The sequence below is a fragment of the Pseudoalteromonas sp. NBT06-2 genome (assembly GCF_002276045.1).
Classification (GTDB): Bacteria; Pseudomonadota; Gammaproteobacteria; order Enterobacterales; family Alteromonadaceae; genus Pseudoalteromonas.
In genome coordinates this window covers 1-4,166 of sequence record NZ_NQMR01000258.1, presented here as the reverse complement: position 1 = coordinate 4,166, position 4,166 = coordinate 1, and the positions used below count along the sequence as shown (strand labels likewise).

At 35.1% G+C, this 4,166-nt stretch carries 4 protein-coding genes; all 4 read right to left on the bottom strand.

What is annotated here, in order from left to right:
* The coding region (istA, locus tag CJF42_RS25015; RefSeq protein ID WP_141235671.1) for an IS21 family transposase at positions 1 to 722 on the bottom strand (722 nt) is incomplete at its 3' end.
* A gap of 668 nt (positions 723 to 1,390) precedes the next feature.
* Positions 1,391 to 2,710: an ATP-binding protein gene (locus tag CJF42_RS25010; protein ID WP_095369225.1), complete on the bottom strand. Its 1,320-nt coding sequence runs from the start codon at positions 2,708 to 2,710 to the stop codon at positions 1,391 to 1,393.
* 577 nt (positions 2,711 to 3,287) lie between these two features.
* Positions 3,288 to 3,686 (bottom strand): type II toxin-antitoxin system YafO family toxin, encoded by a 399-nt coding sequence (locus CJF42_RS25005; protein WP_095369224.1) that lies wholly within the window; start codon positions 3,684 to 3,686, stop codon positions 3,288 to 3,290.
* Positions 3,683 to 3,970, bottom strand: a complete 288-nt coding sequence (gene yafN, locus CJF42_RS25000) for a type I toxin-antitoxin system antitoxin YafN (RefSeq protein ID WP_095369223.1) — start codon at positions 3,968 to 3,970, stop codon at positions 3,683 to 3,685. The genes CJF42_RS25005 and yafN overlap by 4 nt, the downstream gene beginning before the upstream one ends.
* Positions 3,971 to 4,166: the final 196 nt, after the last annotated feature.

The following is a 4,166-nucleotide window of genomic DNA, read 5'->3' as shown; positions in this document are numbered from 1 at the left end:
TTATAATGAGCAGCTAACTGTTGGTAAGTTGGATTAAGATCGGGTTCATAACGACATGATTTACTAACCGCACTTCTTAAATTATCAGGGATCACCAACTCTGGTACACCACCTAAAAACTCAAAGCAGCGAGCATGACTCATGACCCAATCTTCTAACTTCTGACTCCAGGTCGCTTCAGCATAGGTATAATTTGATGCGCCCATCACTGCGACAAATATCTGAGCAGTACGACATTCCCCGGTATTTGGATCAACAATATTCATAGTCGGGCCACAATAATCAACAAATAGTTTTTCACCTGCTTTATGATTCTGGCGCATTGAGGGTTTTTGACATTTTAGCCAAGCTTTATACAAACGACAAAAGTGATTGTAGCTGTAATGGTTAGCAGGGTTACGCTCGCTATATTCTTCCCATAACAAGAGTAAAGTCAGAGTTTTATGTTTGAGTTCCTGGTAAATAACTGACCAGTCAGGAATTGAACTTTGTCTCTTTTTGACCGTAGTTTTAAGGAATTCCCGTCGAAGTGATGCATCATCCCATTTATCGGCTAATGGCCATTGAGAAATACCAAGTTGGGTGGCTCGATTGGTATAACGAGAAACAACCGAGGGTGAAATAGACAAGCTTTTAGCTATTTGACGGTGACTGAGTGAACAATCGTACTTAAGCCGTAGGATATCTTTTAATTTACGCATAGAAATAGGTGCCGTTGACATTTGTTACCCTCATCATCAAAAGAAAAAAGGTAACAGTTAAACACACCTACAGAGCAAATAAAGTTTAAATAATAAACAATAACATTTTAAGATATCACTGAATAACATTTTGGCTCAAAAGTGATCTCCATGAATGTTATTAGCTGATCTTGATAAAGGTTATTAAGTGATCTCCATCAGTGTTATTAGGTGATCTTCATGGAGGTTAATATGCATGTAAGTAGTAGAGTAATGCAGGATGCAATCACCGGATAACATCCTGCGCTTTGAATAATGCTGTAGGCGGGATTTTACATCGCGCATCTTGTAAGAGTAATTCATAGAGCAATTACCAATAACATCACACGTTGTTTATAATGTCATTCCCGAAGTGTCTTATCGGGAATCTAGTTTGTATCCAGCCTTAAGCCTAATACTCCTGTAGGTTAACCTTCAGGCGTACTGTTTTAAAACATCGCGCTTTTAAATATTCAACCTACTAATCACAACCCTTATACCAACTATGGTTGTGACTATGTGCGCATATTTTATGGCTGATACTCCTGTAGGTTCGCCTTCAGACGCGTGCCCGTAGGCGAGATTTTGCCTACATGGATGTAGGTAGTAGAGTAATGCAGGGAGCAATTACCACTAACAACGTGCTAATATATAACTCAAATAAAAAAACATTAAGTATTTATTAACTTTTCTATTTTAGAAGAATAATAGAGCGGTATTACTAATGCCTCTTTATTTTCTATAGAGCCAGTCGAACCAATGAGCTTAACTGTTTTTAATGGTTTATAACGTTCACGATATATTTGTAGTGACTTTGCCCTTGTACGCTTTCCACTTTTTACCTCTACGGGAATAATGTCTCCATTTATGCCCTTAAATAAAAATTCAATCTCACTACGCGCATATTCCCATGAATAGCTAGGTGCCCCAAATTGAGCTGCAAGCTCATTCTGAACAAAATTTTCAGCAATGTAGCCTTTATAATTAAAACCTTGCGTTCGATGCTCTTTATAAGATAGGTTAAGCATATGACCTAATATACCAACATCAAAAAAGAAAAGTTTAAAAATATTATTTTTACTAAATGCAGCTAAAGGTGAGTGTGGCTCGCAATCTATTGGATGGCATTTTGATAACAGCCTACATTTTTCTAACCAATTAATCGGTCCAGATAACTCTTGATATCGAGTTTTTTTTTCTAGAACGTCTTTGAACTTAAATCGCTTTACTGAATCATCGATATTTAATGATAGTTGAATTGGAATGTTTTCAAATACTTCCTCTATTTGATGAGCTGAAACTTTATTTGAATATTTACCAAAATCTCTTTTATAACCCGCTATCAATGATGAATGAATTTGACTGACTCTTTGTGTTCTTTCAATAATTCCAAAATCACCTTTTGTTTCAAACCATTCATAAACAGCCTCTGGCATTCCACCAACAAAGTAATAATCAATCAAAAGAGAAAATAATTTATCATGAGCTGTTTTTCCTAAATTTATATTATCAAAAGCTTTTATCAAAGGCTTTTGGTTCGAAGCCCACAAAAACTCTTCAAAAGTTAATGGATAAAGCTCCATCAACTCTACTTTACCAACGGGAAAAGAGCCTAATAACCCAATATTTGATCCTGATGCACAAATAAAAATTTCAGGTATTTGTTCAGAAAAAAACTTAAGAGAGTTAATTGCTTGCTGGCACTCTCCAATCTCATCAAAAATAATGAGTGAATTAGTAATATCAATACTTAAATTCAATTCAATTTCAATATTTTCAAGAATATCTTCAGGCTTTAATGATCCGTTAAACAAATTAGCTAAAGAAGGCTGTTCCAAAAAATCTAAACGTATTACCTGTTCAAAATATTCACCAAATAGCTTTTCTAATAAAAATGATTTACCTGTTTGCCTTGCTCCATCTAGCAATACAGGTTTGCGTTTAGACTGACTTTTCCAAGAAAGTAACCTATCCAATAATAACCTTTGCATGATCCCCACCTACAAAACAAATAAAACGATAAACACACTATATCAACACACATTTTAATGCGCAATAAAATGTACAATACCTACACTTTAATGCGCATTAAAATGTAGAATGTAAACGTTATTCAGCGCATAAAAGCATATATAGTATTGATTATTTAAATTACAAAGGATGAGTGAAACGAATTACTTCCTCGCCGCAAGCCCGTAAGAGGCACTTTATTCGCGTGCCTATTGGCTGGAATTTGTAGGTAGTAGAGTAATGCAGGGTGCAATTACCGATAACATCGCGCATATTGTAAAGTAATACAGGGAGTAATCATCAATAACATCGCGCATGCTTATTATGTCATTCCTTAAGTGTCTTATCAGGAATTTAGTTTGTATCCAGTATTATGGCTAAACAGATGTGATTTCACGTCACGCAACCGGAAATTTGCTTATACGCCCATAGGCTGCGAGATCGTTACTAACCCCATGTAGATAAGACTTCAGTCGTTCTGTTTTAAAACAAAAATACAAAAAGTAAGGCTGAAGCCAAACCTACATAAACACATAAATTCAACCAGAACTCGACTTACTAAAACTGACTCCTAAATTTTTCAGCCATGACACCAAGCTTGTACATTACATCCCTAGATTTAGCTTGTTCGTGTGCATTAGGAGATAAAATAGCCATAAGTAAATAGCAGCTATCATTTATAGCACCTTGGCAATAAACAAGATGGATATCGCTTGTTTTATAAAATTGAATTACATTTGAAGGAAGAGGATTATCTATACTACCTAGATGAATATGCTTAACCTTCTCATCTAATACAATAGGTAAGTTATTAGGATGATCATATAAAACATCTCGCCCAAAATTATCTGGCGCTATTCCTGTTAATTTATATCCTTTGAAGTCATTAACTAACCCAAGCTGCTCATCTTCTGTCAGTATTTTACGGATAATACTACTTTTAAAAACACGAATCACTCTTGAAAATCACCTAATTCATCCGATGATGCTTTCAACAAAAGTTCTGAGCCTAATTGAGAGATTTTAGCTAATCTAGCACTTGAAGGTCTAAAACCAGAATCACTCGACTGAGATTCAATAAGCCTAATCATTTGCTCATATAACTCAGCACTTATCATATAACCTGCAGTTTTATTATTAGATAAAACTGCAACAGGCTCATCCATAAAATAATCACATGGTTTTTTTCTTAGCTCTGTTACCGAAACTGTTTTTTCAGCCAATATAGATTGAACAGCCATAAATCACCTTCAAAATAAAAAACTAATTAAGTACACTATAAAGTACAATATAGTGTACAGTATTTACAATAAAGAACAACTTAATTTCCCCACTTATCTTATTGAACCCGTATTTAGAGCAATCCAAAACTGTGCGATGTAAAACCCCACCTACAAAAGACAAAACCATAACCCCCTTTTAGGTTCGCCTTCAGGC

Excerpts from the sequence above, each read along its gene's own strand:
- CJF42_RS25010 (WP_095369225.1), bottom strand. The coding sequence starts at position 2,710 with ATGCAAAGGTTATTATTGGATAGGTTACTTTCTTGGAAAAGTCAGTCT.
- yafN (WP_095369223.1), bottom strand. The coding sequence starts at position 3,970 with ATGGCTGTTCAATCTATATTGGCTGAAAAAACAGTTTCGGTAACAGAG.